Below are 18,621 nucleotides of genomic sequence, written 5' to 3'. Positions count from 1 at the left end.
CTTCTGACCAGGCACGCCGTTATCGCGAATGCGAGGTGCGTGTCGGCGGGGTCGCGGCAGGGCATTAGGGTGAGTAGCGCATCGGAATGACCCGCTGGAAAGTTGAGGAGCGAAAACGTGACTGTCCGGGTAGGCATCAACGGCTTCGGTCGTATCGGACGTAACTTCTTCCGGGCGGTGGAGGCGCAGAAGGCGCTCGGCACCACCGACATCGAGATCGTCGCGGTCAACGACCTCACCGACAACGCGACCCTCGCTACCCTGCTCAAGTACGACTCGATCCTCGGCCGGTTGCCGCAGGATGTCTCGCTCGACGGCGACGACACCATCGTGGTCGGCGACCAGCGGATCAAGGCGCTGGCCATCAAGGAGGGGCCGGCGGCGCTGCCGTGGGGCGAGCTGGGCGTGGACGTGGTCGTGGAGTCCACCGGCATCTTCACCGACGCCACCAAGGCCAAGGGCCACCTGGCCGCCGGCGCGAAGAAGGTCATCATCTCCGCCCCCGCCAAGGGCGAGGACATCACCATCGTGATGGGCGTCAACGACGACAAGTACGACGGCAGCCAGAACATCATCTCGAACGCCTCGTGCACCACCAACTGCCTGGGCCCGCTGGCCAAGGTGCTCAACGACGAGTTCGGCATCGAACGCGGCCTGATGACCACCATCCACGCCTACACCCAGGACCAGAACCTGCAGGACGGCCCGCACAGCGACCTGCGCCGCGCCCGCGCCGCCGCGCTGAACATCGTGCCGACCGGTACCGGCGCCGCGAAGGCCATCGGCCTGGTGCTGCCCGAGCTGCAGGGCAAGCTGGACGGCTACGCGCTGCGCGTGCCGGTGCCGACGGGTTCGGTCACCGACCTGACTGCCACGCTGCGCAAGTCGGCCACGCTCGAGGAGATCAACGCCGCGTACCGGGCCGCCGCCGAGGGCCCGCTGAAGGGCATCCTCAAGTACAACACCGACCCGATCGTCTCCAGCGACATCGTCACCGACCCGGCCTCGTCGATCTACGACGCACCGCTGACCAAGGTGATCGATGATCAGGTCAAGGTCGTTTCCTGGTACGACAACGAGTGGGGCTACTCGAACCGTCTCGCCGATCTCATCGGCCTCGTCGGGAAGTCGCTCTGACGCGAATGGCTGTCAAGACACTCGCGAACCTGCTCGACGAGGGCGTCGAGGGTCGGGGCGTGCTCGTGCGCTCCGACCTGAACGTCCCTCTCGACGACCATGGACAGATCACCGACCCCGGCCGGATCATCGCCTCGGCGCCGACCATCAAGGCGCTGGCCGAGGCGGGCGCCAAGGTCATCGTGACCGCGCATCTCGGTCGGCCGACCGGCGAGCCGGATCCGAAGCTCTCGTTGGCGCCCGTGGCCGCCAGGCTCACCGCGGAACTGGGCCGCAACGTCCAGCTCGCCGGTGACGTGGTGGGTCAGGACGCGCTCGCGCGGTCGGAGGGCCTCACCGACGGCGACGTGCTGCTGCTGGAGAACATCCGGTTCGACGCGCGCGAGACCAGCAAGGACGACGCCGAACGCGGCAGGCTCGCCGCGGCGCTGGTCGAGCTGGTCGGCGATGACGGTGCGTTCGTCTCCGACGGTTTCGGTGTGGTGCACCGCAAGCAGGCGTCGGTGTACGACGTGGCAAAGCTGCTGCCGCACTACGCGGGTGCGCTCGTCGCGGCCGAGGCCGAGGTACTGGCGAAGCTGACCGAGAACGCGGACCGGCCCTACGCGGTCGTGCTCGGCGGTTCCAAGGTCTCCGACAAACTCGCCGTCATCGAGGCGCTCGCGCCAAAGGTGGACACGCTGGTGATCGGCGGCGGCATGTGCTTCACCTTCCTTGCCGCGCAGGGCCTCTCGGTGGGCGGCTCGCTGCTGCAGGAGGAGATGGTGGACACCTGCAAGCGCCTGCTCGAGCAGTATGCCGATGTCATCCACCTGCCGCGCGACATCGTGGTGGCCGACAAGTTCGCCGCCGACGCCGAGTCGAGGGTGGTCCCCGCGCACGAGATCCCGGACGGTTGGCTGGGTCTGGACGTGGGGCCGGATTCGGTGGACCGTTTCGCGGCGCTGCTGACCGAGGCCCGGACCGTCTTCTGGAACGGGCCGATGGGCGTCTTCGAGTTCGACAAGTTCGCCGCGGGCACCCGCGGGGTCGCCGAGGCCATCGTGACCGCCACCGGCAAGGGTGCGTTCACCGTCGTCGGCGGGGGCGACTCGGCCGCGGCCGTGCGCGCGCTGAATCTGCCGGAGGACGGTTTCTCGCACATCTCCACCGGCGGCGGCGCCTCGCTGGAGTACCTCGAGGGCAAGGAACTGCCCGGCATCGCGGTGTTGGAGGACTGAGCATGGCACGCAAACCACTTATCGCGGGCAACTGGAAGATGAACCTCAACCACCTCGAGGCCATCGCTCTGGTGCAGAAGATCGCATTCGCCCTGCCGGAGAAGTACTTCGACAAGGTCGACGTGGCGGTGCTCCCGCCGTTCATCGACCTGCGCAGCGTGCAGACGCTCATCGAGGGAGACAAACTCCTGCTCAGCTATGGCGGGCAAGATGTCTCGGTGCACGAGTCGGGCGCCTACACCGGCGAGATCAGCGCGAGCATGCTCGCCAAACTGGGTTGCACCTTCGTCGTGGTGGGTCACTCCGAGCGGCGCCAGTACCACAACGAGGACGACGCGACTGTGCTGGCCAAGGCCAAGCAGGCGCTGAAGCACGGCATCACCCCGATCGTGTGCATCGGCGAGGGCCTGAACATTCGCGAGGCGGGCACGCATGTCGGGTATAATCTCGAACAGCTGCGCGGATCGCTGAAAGGCTTGACGGCGCAAGAGATCTCGAAGATCGTCATCGCCTACGAGCCGGTGTGGGCGATCGGCACCGGCAGGGTCGCCACACCCGCCGACGCGCAGCAGGTCTGCGGCGCGATTCGTGGCGAGTTGGCATCGCTGGCCTCGCCCGAGGTCGCCGCACAGGTCCGCGTGCTCTACGGCGGTTCGGTGAACGCCAAGAACGTCGGCGAGTTGGTCGCCCAGACCGATATCGACGGCGCACTGGTCGGTGGCGCTTCGCTCAAGGGCGACGAGTTCGCCACCCTCTCGGCGATCGCGGCGGGCGGCCCCTTGCCCTGACCCGCTCGAGGGGACTGTGCACTGCAGCCCGGCATCGCTCGCCGCGATGCCGGGCTGCAGTGATTTCGGCATGCGAAGCGCGAATCACGGACGACGGTGCGCGCGTTTCGGTGGCGCCCGGACGCCGAAGGGCCGTAGGGCCGGACACCCCGACCGGCAGCCGCGGTTAGCGGGACTAAGCTTCGGCCCGTGACAACTGCGACGACGCCCTCTGGTTCAACCTGGGCGCCGTTGCGTTCCCCGATATACCGGGCGCTCTGGGTGGCCCAGCTGGTGTCGAATCTGGGCACCTGGATGCAGACGGTGGGGGCGCAGTGGCTTGTGGTCGACCTGCCCAACGCCGCCGCTCTGGTGTCGTTCGTGCAGACCGCGATCGCACTGCCGGTGATGCTGCTGGCCATTCCGTCCGGCGTGATCGCCGATCTGACGGATCGACGCAGGCTGTTGCTCGGCGCGCAGTCGACGATGGCGGTCCTCGCGGCGATTCTCGCCGTGTCGACCGCGACCGGGCACACCACGCCCGCGGTGCTGTTGACGCTGCTGTTCCTGCTCGGCTGTGGGCAGGCGCTGACCGCACCCGCCTGGCAGGCGATTCAGCCGGAACTGGTCTCGCGCGAGCAGATCCCGGCGGCCGCGGCGCTGGGCAGCATGAACATCAATATCGGCCGGGCGGTGGGGCCCGCGTTGGCCGGTGCGCTGGTCGCGCTGTCCGGACCGACGTTGGTGTTCGCGCTGAACGCGGCGTCCTTCGGCGGAATCGTCGCGGTGCTGACGGTCTGGCGTCGGCCGGCGCCGGATCGGCGGCTACCCACCGAGCGTCCGCTGGCGGCGTTGCAGGCCGGCACACGTTTCATCCGGGCGGCGCCGGCGATCCGGCGGGTGCTGTTGCGCTCGATCGTGTTCATCGCGCCCGCCAGCGCACTCTGGGCGCTGCTACCGGTGATCGCCCGCGATCGGCTCGGATTGTCGTCCACGGGATACGGCCTGATGCTCGGCGCGCTCGGTGTGGGCGCGGTGGTCGGCGCCGCCTCGTTGTCGCGCCTGCGGCGATTGCTGAACCCGACCCAGCGGCTGAGCACGGCCGCGATCCTGTTCGGACTCGCGACCGTGGGCACCGCGTCGCTGCGCGTCGTGCCCGTGATTTTGCCGCTGCTGGTCTGCGCGGGCCTGGCCTGGCTGCTGGCGATGTCGACGATGAACTCGACCATGCAGCTGTTGCTACCGGCCTGGGTGCGTGCGCGGGGACTGTCGGTATACCTGCTGGTCTTCATGGGCGGCCAGGCGATCGGCTCACTCGTGTGGGGCCTGGTCGCCGGTGCCATCGGGTCGGTCTCGGCACTGTTGTGGGCCGCGGTGCTGCTGGCATTCTGTGCGGTGAGCACCCTGTGGCTGCCGATCCGGCACGATGCCGAGCAAATCGATCTGACGCCGTCGGCGTTCTGGCCGGAGCCTCAGCTGGTGGTCGAACCCGATCCCGACGACGGCCCGGTCCTGATCCTGCGCGACTATGACGTGCCATCGCAGGACGTCGAGGAATTTCTCGCCGCCATGGTCTTCGTCGGCCGGTCCCGGCAGCGCACCGGAGCGATGGAATGGCGGCTCTACCGCGACGTCGGGGTGATCGACCGCTACGTGGAGGCATTCGTCGTGCGGTCCTGGGCCGAGCACATGCACCAGCACCAGGTTCGGCTCACCGCCCAGGACCAGCAACGGGAGCAGGCCGTCGCGAAGTTCACCACCCCGGAGGGCGACCGGCTCACCCACCTGGTGGCGGTCGAGCGCCGCTAGGCGCCGATCGCGACGCCGCCGAGTGCCTGATTCGGTGGGATCGCGGCGACCACATAGACTGTCCGGCATGCGGATGTTCCTGGATATCCTCCTGATCATCACCAGCGTGCTGCTGGTGCTGCTGGTGCTGCTGCACCGCGCCAAGGGTGGAGGTCTGTCCAGCCTGTTCGGCGGCGGCGTGCAATCCAGTCTGTCCGGCTCCACCGTCGTGGAGAAGAACCTCGACCGCATCACCATCTTCACCGGCGTCATCTGGCTGATCGCCATCCTCGGCATCGGCCTGGAGATCAAGTTCGCCTGATCCGGGTCAGCACGCCCGCCGTTGGTGCGTCGGCACCGAGCAAGAACGCCGCGACGATGGCCGTAGCGGGATAGCCAGTTCCGCGAATTCATTTTGCGCGTTGTCGCCCGCGGTGCTGCTGGCTTTCTGTGCGGTGAGCACCCTGTGGCTGCCGATCCGGAACGGCCGAGCACCCGGGGTGTCGGTTGGTTCACATGTCGATGCGGCCGACCGTACCTGTCGGCTGCGCGGAGGCGGGGTAGCCGCCTACCGGTATTCCGCGGTCAGCTTCGGGTAATCCGACCACCGCGGTAGCGGCTGGTAGTCGAGGTAGGCGGTGAGCCGGTCGAGCACGTACTGCCAGCGCGGGCCGATGGCACCCGCGTCGGCGAAGCAGACGTGACGGCGGGTCAGTTCGACAGTGGTGACCACGCCGACCTGGGTCATGCGGACTTCGAGTAGGCAGCCATCGATATGGACCACCAGTTCGTGCGGAGCCTGACAGTCGGCGACGCGTACCGCGACCGGACCGGGAACGGGACCGTCGAGCAACTCGATGGTCAGGTTGCCGTTGCCGCCGGAGACCGCGCCGAGCCAGCGGGCCAGCTGGCCGCGCTCGGTGGCCGCCGACCAGACCTCCAGCACGGGCTTGTGGAAGGAACGCAGGTAGTGCAGGAGCACCGAATCGCCGCCGGCTGTGTGCTCGTGCTCCGGCCGCACCTCTCCGAGCATGGACATCGTGGTCATTGCCGTGTCCTTCCGCTGCAGGTCACCGTCAACTCACTGTATTTCCACTATTCCCCGCCCGAATCGGATTCCCAGGATTGCTGCGCTTCGGCGTGCCGCCGGCACCGGGCGGCTTCTTCGCCTTCGCTCGGTCCGGCGCGGGTCTGTCAGCGGATCTCGGGCGGCGGTGCCGTTCGTGCGGGGATCTCTGTGCGGGGATCTCGGTGCGGGGATCTCAGCCTTCGTTCGGTTCGCCGCGCGGCCGTCGTCGGATTGCGTCCGGCAGCCCTCGTCATGCCGGGTCGCCCATGAGCGCGCGGGCTGCGGCCTCGATCCGGTCCTCGTCCAGCAGCACCGTCGCGGCGGCGGGGCCGAGGGGTACGAAGCTGTCCTCGCTGGTGACGCGCGCGAGGCGACCCGGGTAATCGGCATCGATCAGCGCCGCGCAGATCGCTTCGGACACGCCGCCGCTGCGGCGGGTCTCGTCGGCGACGAGGACGCGGCCGGTCGCGCGGGCGTGCGCCAGCAGATCGTCCAGCGGTAGCGGAGCGAGCCAGCGCAGGTCGAGCACCCGGGCGTGGATACCGCTGCGGGCCAGCCGCCGCGCCACGCGCAGGCCCATCGGTACGCCATTGGCGAAGCTGACCAGGGTCAGGTCCATTCCGCCGCCGTAGACGCGGGCTCGGCCGATCTCCACGTGCTCGGTGGCGGATTTGCGCGCCAGCCAGCCGTCGTCGCCGGGTGCGTACAGGTCGCGGGTGTGATACAGCGCGATGGGCTCCAAGAACAGGCATACCCGGCCGTCCACGCGGGCGGCGGATACACAGGTGCGTAGCATTGCCGCGGCGTCGTCGGCGCGGGACGGGGAGGCCAGGACCACGCCGGGGATGTCGCGCAGTGCGGCGACCGAGTTGTCGTTGTGGAAGTGGCCGCCGAAGCCCTTTTGGTAGGCGTATCCGGCAACCCGCACCACCATCGGATTGCGGTAGCGGCCGTCGGAGAAAAACGAGAGCGTGGCCGCTTCGCCACGAATCTGGTCCGCGGCATTGTGCAGGTAGGCGAGGTATTGGATCTCCGGGATCGGCACGAAGCCGGCCAGTGCCGCGCCGAGCGCGGTGCCGAGGACACTCTGCTCGTCCAGCAGGGTGTCGAACACGCGGCGCGCGCCGAACATGTTCTGTAATCCCTTGGTCACGCCGTAGACGCCGCCTTTACGGCCGACGTCCTCCCCGAAGACGAGCACATCGCGGTCGCGAGCCAGCAGGTCCGTGAGCGTGTGGTTGATCGCCTGCGCCAGTGTCATCGGATCACCCTGCGCGGCAGCGTCATTCGCGGAATATGACGCATCGGTCCGGCGGGGCGCTCGATCGCCGGCCACCCGGTTGCGCGAGACCCCGTGATGGTCGTCCACGGGTTCTCTGCGTGCCTCCGCGCGCACCAAGGCGGGACGGGACCGGCCGATCGGGGCGATCACCGCCGCAGCGGAGGCGAGTTTCGGCTCCAGGCACACGATTTCGGCTGTCTCGGCGACCCGGCGGCCCAGATCGGCGTAGCATTCGAGCACCTCGGTGGGCGTGACCACGCCGGAGTCGACCAACAGTCGCGCGGTCGTCAGCACGGGATCGCGCGACAGGTCGGCGGCGATATCCATTGGACGACGGTAGGCCGTCTCCACGTCCGAACCCGCATGACCGAGCAGCCGGACGGTCCGTAGCCGCAGGAGCGCGGGCGCCCGGTTGTCCCGGACCCACTGTACGGCGGCGGTAGCGGTGGTCAGCGCGTCGACGGCGGCGCAGCCGTCCGCGCTGAAGTACCGCAGTCCGGGCCGATGACCGTAGGCCTTTTCGATCCAGTCCGGCGGTGTGGGAACGCTGATCCCGATGCCGTTGTCTTCGCAGACGAACAGGATCGGTAGCGGAATCCCTTGGCGGGCGGTATGGATCGCCGCATTGATCGCTCCAGCCGCGGTGGAGTGGTTCGCCGACGCATCGCCGAAACTGCACAGCACCACCGAGTCCGGTGGCCACGGATTGGAAAGTCCGAGTCGCGCGGCGCGATCGATCGCGAAGGCCAACCCCACCGCGCGGGGAAGGTGTGACGCGATGGTCGAGGTCTGCGGGATGACGTTCGCCGCCGCGCTGCCGAACACCTTGTGCCGCCCACCCGAAATCGGGTCGGCCGCCGCGGCGACGACCCCGAGCAGCACGTCCCGGATCGGGTCGAGACCGGGTACGCTCCGAGCGCGGTGCACGAAGAATGCCCCCGACCGGTAGTGCAGCAAAGCGGGGTCGCGGTTCCGCAGGGCCGCCGCCAGCGCGGCGTTGCCTTCGTGGCCGGACGATCCGATGCTGTAGTAACCGCGCCGGGCGCTGCCGAGGCGCCGTGCCGCGAGGTCGAGATGCCGGCTGGTCGCTTGCGATTCGAAGAGTTCGAGGCAGGCCGCGCCGGTAACCGCGCTGCCGGGCACGATCGGCTGACTTGCCGGACGGCTCGGCTGCGGCGTGAGTGCGGCGATCGCGGTGCGAAACCGTTCGTCCAGATCCACTGCCTGATCGGTCACTGCCCGATCATGCCGCAAAGGTACGTCAATCGGAGGAATATCGGTCAGCATTATTCCTGCTTTTATCCCTGATTCTGCACAATAATTCAGGAATCGCGGATACGGCCTACGGGTGCTGCACCGCTCGCGCCGGAGCGTCGATCGGCCGCGGCCCCGCACGGTATCGGGCAGCCAGCTGGTGCCGCCCGACTGCCGGCGCCGCGCGCCGACGAGCCGGCCGCACGGCACGGCAGGCGGGCCCAGCCGCCTGCGCGCTGGTTGCGGCAGGCGCCGCGGGGACCGCACTCAGCGCAGCGCTGCTGCGGCCTGCTGATCGAGTAGCCAGGTGGTGGAGTCGATGCCGGTCGCGCCGGCCGCAGGGATGTCGAGTGGTTCCGCGCCGCCGATGGCCGCGGCCACCGCCTCGGCCTTGGCCGCGCCGCCGACTACCAGCACGACGTGGCGAGATCGGCGGATGGCGGGCAGGGTGAGAGTCACCCGCACGGGGGGCGGCTTCGGCGAATCGGTCACGGCGACAACGAACTCGTGCTCTTCGCGCACGGCGTCGGTGTGCGGGAACAGCGAGTTCACGTGACCCTCGCCGCCCATGCCGAGCAGATGCAGATCGAACGCGCCGTGCTCGGCGAGGTAGGCGTGCACGCCGGCCGAGTACTCGGCGGCCGCCTCCACCGGGTCGGGGTACTCGCCATCGGAAGCGGCCACCGGATGCACTCGCGCCGGGTTCACCGGCACGCCGTCGAGCAGGGCTCGGCGGGCTTGCAGGTCGTTGCGCTCTGGATCGCCCGCGGGCACGAAGCGCTCGTCGCCCCAGAACACGTCGAGCTGGGACCAGTCGATGTCGCCGGGCGCCTTGCGCACCTGTTCCAGCAGGGCGATGCCGGTGCCGCCACCGGTCAGCACCACCGACGCCGCACCGCGCTCGGCTTGGGCCGCGACGACGATCGACACGAAGCGGGCCGCGGCGGCGGCGACCAGTGATTCGGTGTCGAGATGGACCTCGACGGTGTCACTGGGAAACGGCGAATCGGTGTGGTCACTCATAGATCACCTTCTCGATTCCGGCCAGCGCCTCCGCGTAGATCTCGTCGGCGTCCAGCCTGCGTAGTTCCTCGGCAAGACAGTCGCGTGTCTCCCGGCGCGCCAGCGCGATCCGCTGCACCGGGTCGCCGGTGCGGGTCAGCGTGGCGGTGCGGCCGGCTTGCGGTCGCTCGATCGCGATGGAGACCATGCCGCGATGCAGTTCCACGTGCAAGGGACCGGTACAGCGGCGAACCGGGCAACCCAGCCGGGCGGCGAGCCAGCCAGCCAGCATGTCGAGGGCGGGTTCGTCGCGCAGCCCGGACACCGTCGCCGACTCCACCGGCTCGAACGGAGGCTCATCCATGGCGGCGGCCAGCAGTGCCCGCCAGTAGGTGATCCGGCTCCAGGCCAGATCGGAGTCGCCCCTGGCATAGGAGCCGAGCCGCTTCTTGATCGCCGCCTGCGGATCGGGCGCGAACGTGGCGTCGGTGATCCGCCGGGTCGCGAGTCGTCCTACCGAGTCCTTGGACGGGAACTCCGGGGCCCCGCGCGGCCACCACGCGACCACCGGTGTGTCCGGCAGGAGGAACGGGATGACGACGCTGCTCTCGTGGTTGATCAGCTCGCCCTGCAGGCGCAGCACGATCACCTCGGCTGCTCCCGCGTCGCCGCCCACCCGGATCTGCGCGTCCAGCCGCGTGGCGGCCCCCCGGTCGCCGCGGGCGAGCACCACCACGCGACAGGGGTGCTCTCGGCTGGCGTCGTTCGCGGCGTCGATCGCGTCCTCGGCCTCCGAGCTGTCGAGAGTGCAGACGACCAGGGTGAGCACTCGGCCCATGGTGATCACGCCGTTGCTCTCGCGCAGCTGCACGATGCGTTTGGTGACCTCGCCGGTCCTGGTATCCGGCATGTCGACGATCACGGTCGCCGCCATTCCCGCCCGGTGCGGGCGAGCATCTCCTCGGCCGACGCCGGACCCCAGGTGCCCGCCTGGTACGGCTCCGGTTTGCCTTCGGTGGCCCAGTGCTCCAGCACCGGGTCGAGGATGCGCCAGGACAATTCGACCTCCGCGTTGACCGGGAACAGCGACGGGACCCCGAGCAGCACGTCGAGGATCAGGCGCTCGTAGGCCTCGGGAGACGATTCGGTGAACGCCTCGCCATAACTGAAGTCCATGTTGACATCGCGCACTTCCATACCGGAACCCGGCACCTTCGAACCGAACCGCGTGGTGATGCCCTCGTCCGGCTGCACCCGGATGACCAGTGCGTTCTGCCCGAGCTCCTCGGTCATGGTCTGGTCGAACGGCAGGTGCGGCGCCCGTTTGAAGATCACCGCGATCTCCGACACCCTGCGCCCCAGCCGTTTTCCGGTGCGCAGAAAGAACGGGACGCCCGCCCAGCGGCGGGTTTCGACCTGCAGGCTGATCGCGGCATAGGTCTCGGTTCGCGAATTCGGATCGAAACCTTCCTCGTCCAGGAGGCCGACCACGTGCTCGCTGCCCTGCCAGCCCTCCGTGTACTGCCCGCGCGCGGTGGTCTCGTCCAGCGGTTCGATGAGCTTGGTCGCCGAGAGCACCTTGATCTTCTCGGTCTGCAGTTGCTTGGGTTCGAAGCTGATCGGCTCCTCCATGGCGGTGAGCGCCAGCAGTTGCAGCAGGTGGTTCTGGATCACGTCACGCGCGGCGCCGATGCCGTCGTAATAGCCGGCGCGACCGCCCAATCCGATGTCCTCGGCCATGGTGATCTGCACGTGGTCGACGAAATTGGCGTTCCAGATCGGCTCGTACAACTGGTTGGCGAAGCGCAGCGCCAAAATGTTCTGCACCGTCTCTTTACCGAGATAGTGGTCGATGCGGAACACGGTCTCCTCCGGGAACACCCGGTTGACCAGCGCGTTGAGCTCGTGGGCGCTGTCCAGGTCGCGTCCGAACGGCTTCTCGATCACCACCCGGCGCCACGGCCTTCGGCCGCCTTCGTGGGGTCCCTTCGTCTGCGCCAAGCCGCGCCCGGAGAGCTGATCGAGCACCAACGGGAACGTCCTCGGCGGGATCGACAGGTAGAACGCGTGATTGCCACCGGTGCCGCGTTCCTTGTCCAGGGTGGCCAGGGTGTCGGCGAGCCGGTCGAATGCCGCGTCGTCGTCGAAGCTGCCCTGGACGAACCGGATGCCTTCCGCGAGTTGGTCCCAGACCTCCTGGCGGAACGGAGTGCGCGAATGTGTTCGCACCGCATCGAGGACTACCGCGGCGAAGTCCTCGTCGGCGTAGTCGCGCCGGGCGAATCCGACCAAGCCGAAAGCCGGGGGCAGCAGCCCCCGGTTCGCCAGGTCGTAGATGGCCGGCATCAGCTTCTTCCGGGACAGGTCACCGGTGACACCGAAGATCACCATGCTGCACGGTCCCGCTATGCGCGGAAGTCGTTTGTCCCGTCTGTCGCGCAGCGGGTTCTGCCAATCGTTCTCGGCCGGCCGACCCGTGGACGCTGTACCGGCCATCGGTCAGCTGTTCCCGGACTCGGCAGCCGCCTTCAGCTCCGCCGCCGTGGCGGAAAGCAGCTCCTCCCAGGACTTCTCGAACTTGTCCACGCCTTCGCGCTCGAGCACCGCGAAGACGTCGTCCAGGTCGACGCCTACCGCGGCGAGCTGGTCGAAGATCCGCTGGGCCGCCGCGGCCGTGCCGGTGACGGTGTCGCCACGGGTCGTGCCGTGATCGGCGGCCGCCTCGAGGGTCTTCTCGGGCAGCGTGTTCACCGTGTTCGGCGCGACCAGCTCGGTGATGTACATGGTGTCGGGGTAGTCCGGGTTCTTCACGCCGGTCGACGCCCACAGCGGCCGTTGCCGATTCGCGCCGGAGGCGGCCAGAGTCGTGTAGGTGGAGGTGTGCTTGCCGCCGTCGAACACGTCCTGATACTCGGCGTAGGCCAAGCGGGCGTTGGCGATACCGGCCTTCCCGCGCAGTGCGAGTGCCTCCTGCGTGCCGATCGCCTCCAATCGCTTGTCGATCTCGGTGTCCACCCGGGACACGAAGAACGACGCGACGGAGTGGATCTTGGCCGGATCGTGCCCCGCGACTTTCGCCTTCTGCACGCCGTCCAGGTAGGCGCCCATCACGGCGCGGTAGCGCTGGACCGAGAAGATCAGCGTGACATTGACGCTGATGCCCTCGGCGAGCACCGCGGCGATCGCGGGCAGACCCGCCTCGGTGGCCGGGATCTTGATGAACAGGTTGGGCCGATCGACGATCTTCCACAACTCGACCGCCTGCGCGATGGACTTGTCCGCGTCGAACGCCAGGCGGGGATCCACCTCGATGGACACCCGGCCGTCGACACCACCGGTCGCTTCGTAAACCGGAGCGAACACGTCGCAGGCCGCCCGGACATCGTCGGTGGTGATGGTGCGGATCGCGGCCTCGGCGTCGGCGCCTTGGGCGGCAAGCTCTTTCAGCTGGCTGTCGTAGGTGTGGCCCTGGCTGAGCGCACCCTGGAAGATCGTCGGGTTGGTGGTGACCCCGACGACGGAACGGGTTTCGATCAGCTCGGCCAGGTTGCCGGACCGGATCCGGTCCCTGGACAGATCGTCGAGCCATACGGACACTCCCGCCGCCGAGAGGGCGACGAGGTTTTCGTTCTGAGCCATGGGCGCTATCCCTTCACGTTCTCGAGCGTGCGCTGCGCGGCGGCAACGACGGCTTCCGGAGTGAGGCCGAATTCGCGGAACAGGGTCTTGTAGTCGGCCGAGGCGCCGAAGTGCTCGATCGACACGATCTCGCCCGCGGCACCGGCGAACCGGTGCCACGGCATCGCGATACCGGCCTCGACGACGACACGAGCGGTGACCGCGGGCGGGAGTACCCGGTCCCGATAAGCCTTGTCCTGCGCGTCGAACCACTCCACGCACGGCATCGACACCACCCGGGTGGCGACGCCCTGCGCCTCCAGCGTAATGCGGGCGGCCACGGCGAGCTGGAGCTCGGAACCGGTGGCGATCAGGATCACCTGCGGGGTGCCGGTGGACGCCTCGGCGAGGACGTAACCGCCCTTCGACACGCCCTCGTAGCTGGTCCCTTCCAGGATCGGCAGGTCCTGGCGGGTCAGCGCCAGCCCGGACGGTCCGTCCTGGTGCGGCGGCTGCGACACCGAGAAATGCGAGGTGTGCTCGCTGCTGTCGCGCTCGAGGATGGTGCGCCAGGCGTAGGTGGTCTCGTTGGCGTCGCCGGGACGGACCACATTCAGACCCGGGATGGCGCGCAGCGCCGCCAAGTGCTCGATCGGCTGATGCGTCGGGCCGTCCTCGCCCAAGCCGATCGAGTCGTGGGTCCACACGTAGATCGCCGGCACCCGCATCAGCGCGGCCAGGCGGACGGCGGGGCGCATGTAATCACTGAACACCAGGAAGGTGCCGCCGTAGGGGCGGGTGGGGCCGTGCAGTGCGATGCCGTTGAGGATCGCGGCCATCGCGTGCTCGCGGACGCCGAAGTGCAGCGTGCGGCCGTACGGGTTGGCCTTCCACATGCCGGTCGAGATCGACTCCGGCCCGAAGCTGGGCTGGTCGGGCATGGTGGTGTTGTTGGACTCGGCCAGGTCGGCCGAACCGCCCCACAGTTCCGGCAGCACGGGCGCCAGCGCGGCGAGCACCTTGCCGGACGCCTTGCGGGTGGCCATGCCCTTCGGATCCGGCTCGTAGGTGGGCAGACTCGCCACCCAGTTCGCCGGCAGCCGCCGCGCGCTGAGGCGGTCGAACAACGCCTTGTTCTCCGGGTTGGCTACCGCCCACGCGTCGAACGACTGCTGCCACTGCGCATGCGACTGCCCGCCGCGCTCGACGACCTTGCGGGTGTGCGCGATGACCTCCGGGTCCACCTCGAAGCTGCGATCCGGATCGAAGCCGAGGACCTTCTTGGTCGCGGCGACCTCGTCGGCGCCCAGTGCGGCGCCGTGCGCGGAGCCGGTGTTCATCTTGCCGGGTGCCGGGTAGCCGATGATGGTGCGCAGCACGATGATCGAAGGTTTGTCGAGCTCGGCCTTGGCGGCGGCCAGCGCGGCCTCGATGGCGACGACGTCTTCACCGCCCTCGACCACCTGCACGTGCCAGCCGTAGGCCGCGTAGCGCTCGGCGACGTCCTCGGTGAACGCGATGGTGGTGTCGTCCTCGATGGAGATCTTGTTGTCGTCGTAGACCACCACCAGATTGCCCAGCTGCTGGGTGCCCGCGAGCGAAGACGCCTCGGAGGTGACGCCTTCCTCCAGGTCACCGTCGGAGGCGATCACGTAGATGAAATGGTCGAACGGGCTCGTGCCGGGCGCCGCGTCCGGGTCGAACAGTCCGCGCTCGCGCCGCGCCGCCATCGCCATGCCGACCGCCGATGCCAGGCCCTGGCCGAGCGGGCCGGTGGTGATCTCGACACCATCGGTGTGGCGGAACTCCGGGTGGCCCGGGGTGAGCGAGCCCCACTTGCGCAGGTTCCGCAGGTCGTCCAGTTCCAGCCCGAAACCGGCCAGATACAGCTGGATGTACTGGGTGAGACTGGAGTGGCCGCACGACAGCACGAACCGGTCCCGGCCGACCCAGCTGGGATCGGCGGGGTCGATGCGCATGGTGCGGTGGTAGAGGGTATAAGCCAACGGCGCCAGGCTCATAGCAGTACCGGGGTGACCGTTTCCGGCGTTCTGCACCGCATCGGCGGCGAGGACCCGGATGGTGTCGACAGCTTTGGTGTCCAGTTCCGTCCAGTCGTCCGGGTGGTTCGGCTGAGTGAGGGCGCGGATGTCGTCTGTGATCGACACGACCGAGATTCTCCTGACATTGGTTCGTCGACGGCGGGTGGGTTCGCGGGTGGGCTTCTGACGGCGATGATCGCGCGGCAGCTGCGGCGGGCATACCGGGGTTTTATCCACCTACCCTAGATGTGCCCGGTGACCGGCACAGCAGTAACCCTGGGTAGTTTCGCCGTGCTGTTGTGCGCGGCGCCCGTTCTGCTGGGTGCTCGCGCAGGCTTGGCGGTCCGTATCGGAGCAGCCGATTTGCCCAAGCGGGTCATACGCGCTCGGGCGGTGCGGGGCGGCAGGCGTCCCGAGTGCGGCCGGTTCGACGGCGCGGAATGGCTGGTCCTGTTCGCCACATTCCTCTGCCGTTGCGCGGGGGCGAGCGAAAGGTCCGGGACGGCAGGGGACTACCATCCTTTGTAGTAGTAGTCGCGTCGCACCGGTCGCAGGGGCGCCGGGGCGGACAACGGTCCGGCACGGGCACGTCCGTACCAGTCGGAAAGCGCTGCTGGTCCATGCCGGATGCGATGCACAGCGTGCGAGGAGAGACAGTGCGGATTGGGCAACAGCCGGGTGGCAATGGTGCGCACGGCTCCTCCGCGGCGACGCTGGCCGACCGGTTCCCGGGGCCCGGCCTCCCGTCCCGGTTGCTGCGGCGAGTGCTGGCCTACATCGCGCTGACCAAGCCGAGGGTGATCGAGCTGCTGCTCGTCGCCACCATCCCGACCATGCTGCTGGCCGATCGCGGCACCATCGACATCCGCCTGATCCTCGTCACGCTGTTCGGCGGCTGGATGGGCGCGGCGAGCGCGAACACACTCAACTGTGTCGCCGACGCCGACATCGACAAGGTGATGAAGCGCACCGCGAAGCGGCCGCTGGCCCGGGCGGCGGTGCCGACCAGGAATGCCTTCGTCTTCGGCGTGGCGCTCGGCGTCGGCTCGTTCGCCTGGCTGTGGTGGCAAGCGAATCTGCTCAGCGGCCTCCTTGTCGTCGCGACGATCCTGTTCTACGTCTTCGTATACACGCTGGGCCTGAAGCGCCGTACCGCACAGAACGTGGTGTGGGGCGGCGCGGCGGGCTGTATGCCCGCGCTGGTCGGCTGGTCGGCGGTGACCGGAGGAATCGGCTGGCCGGCTGTCGCGCTGTTCGGCGTCATCTTCTTCTGGACGCCGCCGCATACCTGGGCACTGGCCATGCGTTACAAGGAGGACTACCGCGCGGCGGGCGTGCCGATGCTGCCGGTGGTGGCCACCGAGCGGACCGTCACCCGGCAGATCGTCATCTACACCTGGTTGACCGTGCTCACCACGCTCGCCCTCGTGCCGGCGACCGGTGTCGTGTACGCGGCCGTCGCACTGGTGGCCGGAGCGTGGTTCCTGCTCATGGCCCATCAGCTGTACGCGGGCGTGCGGCGCGGCGAATCGGTGAAGCCGCTGCGGCTGTTCCTGCAGTCGAACAACTACCTGGCCGTGGTGTTCTGCGGCCTCGCGGTGGACTCGGTGCTCGGCTGGGACACGATCGGCAGCTTCTTCAGCTGATCGACGGCGCCGGGATATCCGCCTTCGCGCGGAAGCGCGCACCGGTCTGGTCAGCGTGGAATGTTTACCTGGCCTTGGGGGCCGCCCGCTCGAGTGGCCCCGCTCGGGCTTCACGGAAGCAGAACGATGGACCCGGTTGTCTTGCGGCCCTCCAAGTCGCGATGGGCCTGCTCGGCCTCAGCGAGCGGATAGGTCGCGCCGATCCGGATATTCAACGTGCCATCGGCGATGGCGTCGAGAACATCGCTCGCGCGCCAGACGAGTTCGGCGCGGTCGCGGGTGTAATGCGCGAGGGTGGGGCGGGTGACGAACAGCGACCCGGAGGGGCTGAGCCGCTGCAGGTCGAACGGCGGCACCGGCCCGCTCGCCGCGCCGAACAGCGCGAGCATGCCGCGCACCCGCAACGACGCCAGGCTGGATTCGAAGGTCGCCGCGCCCACGCCGTCGTAGACGGCGGCCACGCCGATCCCGTCGGTGAGTTCGCGCACCTGGCCGGCGAGCTCGTCGCCGTAGCGCAGCACCTCGGCAGCGCCCGCAGCACGGGACAGCGTCTGCTTGTCGTCGGAGGACACGGTCGTGATCACCCGCACGCCGCGGGCCGCGAGGAGCTGGGTCAAGATCAGGCCGACACCACCCGCGCCCGCGTGCACCAGCACGGTCTCCCCGGGCTCCGGCCGGTAGATGGATTCGACGAGGTAGTGCGCGGTCATGCCCTGCAACAGCGCCGACGCGGCCACCGGCGGATCGACCCCATCCGGCACCGCGATGGCGACCGCCGCGTGCACCGCGACTTCAGCTGCGTAGCTGCTCGGCGCGGCCGCCCACGCGACCCGGTCGCCAACCGAGAACTCGGTGACGTTCGTGCCGACCTCGGTGACGACGCCGGAGCCCTCCGCTCCCGGGATGTAGGGGACATCCTGTGGGTAGCGTCCGGTGCGGATATAGGTGTCCAGGAAGTTGACGCCGATCGCTTGCGTATCGACCAGCACCTGGTCGGGCCCGATCTGCGGATCCGGGACCTCCACGTACCGCAGGACCTCGGGACCACCGTGTCGGGAAACCTGAATGGCACGCATGGGGTCCAGTTGTACACCCGAGCGGCCGGATCGCGTCCCACCGGTCGGTAAACTGCGTGCCATGAGTGATCGAACCGCCACGGCCCCGGCGAAGCTGTCGGGCGCTGTCGTGCAATCCATCCAAGGATTCGTCGCTGATCACGGCGGTCGCGCCACGGCCGTGCTGCAGCCGATCGGGCGCAGCGGCGTCCGGATCACCCTGGTCGGCGCCGATGGTGTCCTCGGTGACCGGGTGGTCCCCGACCTGAACACCGCGAAGGAGCTGATCGCCATTGTCGACGGCCTCACCGAAGCCGATGAATGGGATCGCGAGCTCACTTCGATTGTCACCCCGCGCGAGGGTCACTGGGCCAAGATGGCGGGATGGGTCGCGGAGCAGACTCGTTTCCCGAAGGCGCGCAACGAACAATGAGCGCTGCGTAGCGAGATGATGCGGCCGTGGAGCCGCCTCGATCGCCGGATCAGGTGTCGCTGGAACGATTTCGCCGCTGTCCGACACCCCAGTACACCAGCCATGCGGACAGGGCGACGTAGAGACCATCCGCGGCGATCACCATGATGCCGTAGTCCACTGCCCACCTGGGAATCCTGACCACCGCCACGAGTCCGGTAGCGATCATCGCAAGGCCGAGTACCACTGCGATCGGCGCGAGAGGAGCGAGGTTGGTGTCGCGGTCGTCGGAAGGTTGCTGGTGGGGCATACAGTCGAGGTCCTCTCGA

Annotated in this window: 16 protein-coding genes; 7 read left to right on the top strand and 9 right to left on the bottom strand. The window is 68.6% G+C overall.

Translation table 11 applies throughout. From position 1 onward, the window contains the following. Positions 1–117: 117 nt before the first annotated feature. The 5 genes from gap to secG all read left to right on the top strand — a co-directional run bounded on the left by gap (position 118) and on the right by secG (position 5,234). Positions 118–1,137, top strand: coding sequence for a type I glyceraldehyde-3-phosphate dehydrogenase (gap, locus tag ACT86A_RS11700; protein ID WP_445092081.1), 1,020 nt, complete (start codon positions 118–120; stop codon positions 1,135–1,137). A 5-nt stretch (positions 1,138–1,142) separates the two neighbouring features. Next, positions 1,143–2,357: a phosphoglycerate kinase gene (locus ACT86A_RS11695; protein ID WP_445092080.1), complete on the top strand. Its 1,215-nt coding sequence runs from the start codon at positions 1,143–1,145 to the stop codon at positions 2,355–2,357. 2 nt (positions 2,358–2,359) lie between these two features. Beyond that, on the top strand, positions 2,360–3,145 hold the full coding sequence (gene tpiA, locus ACT86A_RS11690; protein ID WP_445092079.1) for a triose-phosphate isomerase: 786 nt from the start codon (positions 2,360–2,362) through the stop codon (positions 3,143–3,145). Between the two features lie 189 nt (positions 3,146–3,334). After that, a complete protein-coding gene (locus tag ACT86A_RS11685; protein WP_445092078.1) occupies positions 3,335–4,933 on the top strand; it encodes an MFS transporter in 1,599 nt (532 codons plus the stop codon). Positions 4,934–5,000: 67 nt separating this feature from the next. Continuing rightward, complete coding sequence (gene secG / locus ACT86A_RS11680; protein WP_357067777.1) at positions 5,001–5,234, top strand: preprotein translocase subunit SecG; 234 nt, start codon at positions 5,001–5,003, stop codon at positions 5,232–5,234. Positions 5,235–5,480: 246 nt separating this feature from the next. Here the strand turns inward: secG and ACT86A_RS11675 are convergent, their stop codons facing one another. The 7 genes from ACT86A_RS11675 to tkt form a co-directional block, all read right to left on the bottom strand. Further along, a complete protein-coding gene (locus ACT86A_RS11675; RefSeq protein ID WP_445092077.1) occupies positions 5,481–5,960 on the bottom strand; it encodes an SRPBCC family protein in 480 nt (159 codons plus the stop codon). A gap of 271 nt (positions 5,961–6,231) precedes the next feature. Beyond that, a complete protein-coding gene (locus ACT86A_RS11670; RefSeq protein WP_445092076.1) occupies positions 6,232–8,550 on the bottom strand; it encodes a thiamine pyrophosphate-dependent enzyme in 2,319 nt (772 codons plus the stop codon). Between the two features lie 234 nt (positions 8,551–8,784). Then, positions 8,785–9,540 (bottom strand): 6-phosphogluconolactonase, encoded by a 756-nt coding sequence (gene pgl / locus ACT86A_RS11665; RefSeq protein WP_445092075.1) that lies wholly within the window; start codon positions 9,538–9,540, stop codon positions 8,785–8,787. Beyond that, a complete protein-coding gene (gene opcA, locus ACT86A_RS11660) occupies positions 9,533–10,441 on the bottom strand; it encodes a glucose-6-phosphate dehydrogenase assembly protein OpcA (RefSeq protein WP_445092145.1) in 909 nt (302 codons plus the stop codon). The genes pgl and opcA overlap by 8 nt, the downstream gene beginning before the upstream one ends. Then, complete coding sequence (gene zwf, locus ACT86A_RS11655) at positions 10,438–12,015, bottom strand: glucose-6-phosphate dehydrogenase (RefSeq protein WP_445092074.1); 1,578 nt, start codon at positions 12,013–12,015, stop codon at positions 10,438–10,440. Before zwf ends, opcA begins: the two co-directional genes overlap by 4 nt. 3 nt (positions 12,016–12,018) lie before the next feature. Further along, the gene (gene tal, locus ACT86A_RS11650; protein ID WP_445092073.1) at positions 12,019–13,158 is read right to left on the bottom strand and encodes a transaldolase; all 1,140 of its coding nucleotides are present in this window, start codon (positions 13,156–13,158) and stop codon (positions 12,019–12,021) included. 5 nt (positions 13,159–13,163) lie between these two features. Continuing rightward, the gene (gene tkt, locus ACT86A_RS11645; protein WP_445092072.1) at positions 13,164–15,305 is read right to left on the bottom strand and encodes a transketolase; all 2,142 of its coding nucleotides are present in this window, start codon (positions 15,303–15,305) and stop codon (positions 13,164–13,166) included. Between the two features lie 587 nt (positions 15,306–15,892). On the opposite strand from tkt, the gene ACT86A_RS11640 reads away from it, so the two are divergent. After that, positions 15,893–16,825, top strand: a complete 933-nt coding sequence (locus tag ACT86A_RS11640; RefSeq protein WP_445092144.1) for a heme o synthase — start codon at positions 15,893–15,895, stop codon at positions 16,823–16,825. Between the two features lie 110 nt (positions 16,826–16,935). Here ACT86A_RS11640 and ACT86A_RS11635 read toward each other — a convergent pair whose 3' ends face one another. Beyond that, positions 16,936–17,901, bottom strand: a complete 966-nt coding sequence (locus ACT86A_RS11635; protein ID WP_445092071.1) for a quinone oxidoreductase family protein — start codon at positions 17,899–17,901, stop codon at positions 16,936–16,938. Between the two features lie 61 nt (positions 17,902–17,962). Between ACT86A_RS11635 and ACT86A_RS11630 the strand changes: the two genes are divergently transcribed. Continuing rightward, a complete protein-coding gene (locus ACT86A_RS11630; RefSeq protein ID WP_445092070.1) occupies positions 17,963–18,313 on the top strand; it encodes a hypothetical protein in 351 nt (116 codons plus the stop codon). Positions 18,314–18,362: 49 nt separating this feature from the next. On the opposite strand, the gene ACT86A_RS11625 is transcribed toward ACT86A_RS11630, so the two are convergent. Beyond that, positions 18,363–18,602 carry a hypothetical protein gene (locus ACT86A_RS11625; protein ID WP_445092069.1) on the bottom strand — a complete coding sequence of 80 codons (240 nt, stop codon included), beginning with the start codon at positions 18,600–18,602 and terminating at the stop codon, positions 18,363–18,365. Between the last annotated feature and the right edge of the window lie 19 nt (positions 18,603–18,621).

This window comes from Nocardia glycosmidis (assembly GCF_052545115.1).
This window is presented reverse-complemented; position numbering and strand designations above follow the sequence as displayed.